3 protein-coding genes are annotated in these 2577 nt (G+C 62.8%); all 3 read right to left on the bottom strand.

The features are described 5' to 3' along the window. Positions 1-769: efflux RND transporter periplasmic adaptor subunit (locus L6Q67_RS23270; RefSeq protein WP_296575812.1), on the bottom strand; the 769-nt coding region annotated here is incomplete at its 3' end. Further along, entirely contained in the window at positions 766-2043 is a 1278-nt protein-coding gene (locus L6Q67_RS23265; protein ID WP_246128917.1) for a TolC family protein, read from the bottom strand. The genes L6Q67_RS23265 and L6Q67_RS23270, both read right to left, overlap by 4 nt. A 260-nt stretch (positions 2044-2303) precedes the next feature. Continuing rightward, positions 2304-2577, bottom strand: a 274-nt coding sequence (locus L6Q67_RS23260) for a copper-binding protein (protein ID WP_296575797.1), incomplete at its 5' end; no start/stop codon positions are given.

Below are 2577 nucleotides of genomic sequence, written 5' to 3'. Positions count from 1 at the left end.
CCGGCATGAAACGCATGCCCTGCAGGGCTTTCTTCTCGGTGACGACCCCAGCCACCGGCGAGCGGAAGGTCAGCGTGCGTTTGGTGGAGCCCGATCTGGTGAGTGCGCGGATCTGCTCGTCGGAGATGTCCCAATTGCGCAGGCGCAAGAGGCTGGATTCGGCGAGCTGCTGCATGCCGCTCCGGGCCTCGCTACCGGCATCTTTCAAGGCTTCGACCCCCTGGGCGGCGATGGTGTATTCACGCTGGGCAGAGACCAGTTCCGGGCTGTACACCTCGAACAGCGGCTGGCCCTTGGCGACCGGCTGGCCAGTGACGTTTACGTGCAGGCGCTCCACGTAGCCCTCGAACTTCGGGGAGATGGCAAAGCTGCGCCGTTCATCAATCTCGATGCGGCCAGCGGCGCGCACCTGCTTGTCGAGGGTACGCAGTTCCGCCGCCTCGGTTCGCACGCCAAGCTTTTGCACTTTCTCGGTACTGATCTTGATCGAGTTGGCGGTTGCCGGCTCATCGTCAGCCTCGCCTTCGTAGACCGGGATGTAGTCCATCCCCATCGGGTCCTTCTTGGGCGTCGGCGAGGTGTCCGGCAGTCCCATCGGGTTGCGGTAATACAGCAGCTTGCGTTCCTTCTTCGCACCTTCTACCGAAGGGGTAGCAACCTGACTGGCGGCAGGTTCATGACTTGCTGCCGGCCGCTGACCCAGCCAGTAGCCGCCACTGGCAGCCAGGGCGACCGACAGGCCGATCGCAATACCTGCGCCTGTTTTCATAGATCTTCTCCGAGAATTCGTTCGATTTCTGCAAGGCGCATCTGCGCGTCGGCCTGAGCCTTGATACGGTTTTGACGGGCCTGACGGATCTGCCGCTGGGCGTCGAGCAAGGTGGCGAAATCCACTTTGCCGGTTTCGTAGCCGGCCAATGCCGCCTTGAAAGTCAGTTCGGATTGCGGCAACAAGCTGGTTGCGGCAAGGGCTTCGGTGCGCCGGGCGGCGTCGAAGCCGGACAGGTTCTCGGCCAGTTCCCCCAAAACCTGGTTGGCGGTAGCGTCGCGACGGGCTTGGGCGGCCGACAACATGGCTTCCGACTCCCGTTCCTGGGCACGGCGGGAGCCCTGCTGCAGGGGCAGGTTCAGTTCGACCATCAGCTCCCATTCCTTCACGGAACCCTGGTACTGGATCGGCGAGACCCCCAGCGTGAAGTCCGGGTAGCGGTTCTTGTAAGTCAGTTCGCGGTTCTTCTCGGCTGAGCGGATCCGGGCCTCTTCGGCAAAGAGCTGCGGGTTCTTTGTCCGCACACGCTCCTCAAGGGCCAACGGGTCGAGCTGGGCCGGGGCTGGGAGCGTTCTCAGGCGCTCTGGCGCAGCCAGGGGGGACGCGCTGGGCCTTGCAAGGAGGGCATTCAACCTTGCCTGGAGCTGCCGGCGTTCATTCTCGAGGGCGACCAGCTCGCTCTTCATGCCGGTCTGCTCCACCTGTGCCCGAATCACGTCCTGCTGAGCCGCCAAGCCACCTGCGTAGCGCACCTGGGCGATCTTCTCCAGGCGCGTCATCAGGTCGAGGATTTCGCGGGTCAGCTGTTCATTGCGATAGACGTACTGGAGCTGGGAATAGGCGGTCTTGATCCGGGCCGCCAGTTCTGCCCAGGTGCCGCTGGCACGCCCTTCGGCGCCGCGGGCATCGAGTTCGGCGATTTCCCGCTTGAGATCCCGCTTCCCGAGCCAGGGCACGTCCTGCATCAGCAGGTAGCGTGTGCTGCCGACTCGGGCCGGCGCCAGCGTCGGGTTTTGCTCACCCATCCGGGTGATGTCGCGTAATTCGGTTCGAAACTTCGGGTCCGGCAAGGCGCCGGCCGGTGTGACTCGCTCGGCGGCGGCTTCAGCCTCGAAACGCATCGAGGCGTATTCAGGATTGCGGCTGCGGGCGAAGTCCAATAGCGATTCGACATTGGCGCCAAGCGAGGCGTCCTGTGCCTGCGCAGCCAGGCTGAATGCCCCCAGCACCACGGCGTACAACCAACTTGCGCGCGGTTTCGTACGCATCTTCATTGATGACTCCCTGAATATTGTCGGATTCTGGCAAGCGAAGTCACTTCGCCAACAAGCCGTCACTTCTTACGTCGCCCCTTGCGCTCACGCGACTGCACCTTGGCGACTCTCGTCGACTTTGAGCTGAGCCGCCTCCTGAGAAGCCAGAACCCGAGTACGGCCAGCACAAGGCCGGCAGCACCGCCAATCATGAGCACTGCGGTGAGTTGCTCATGATTGAGAAGCGATATGTCGACCCGATGCACGGCAACACGAACAACTTAGTTGCGTTCCAGATGCACCACGGTCATCGCACCGTTGATCTGGTCCGCCATGAAGCGGATCTTGTCGCCGGCCTTCACCTGATCCAGCCAGGCCGGATCCTTGACGCGGAACACCATGGTCATTGCCGGCATGCCGTTGGGCAGCGGGCCATGGGACAAGGTGAGCTTGCTGGCAGACTTGTCCACCTTCTTGACGAGGCCATCGGTCATCTGGGCGGAAACGCCGCTTTTTTCACCGTGCATGGCGGTGTGATCCGCATGCTCGTCGGCA

Source organism: Zoogloea sp. (genome assembly GCF_023150065.1).
Classification (GTDB): domain Bacteria; phylum Pseudomonadota; class Gammaproteobacteria; order Burkholderiales; family Rhodocyclaceae; genus Zoogloea.
This window is presented reverse-complemented; position numbering and strand designations above follow the sequence as displayed.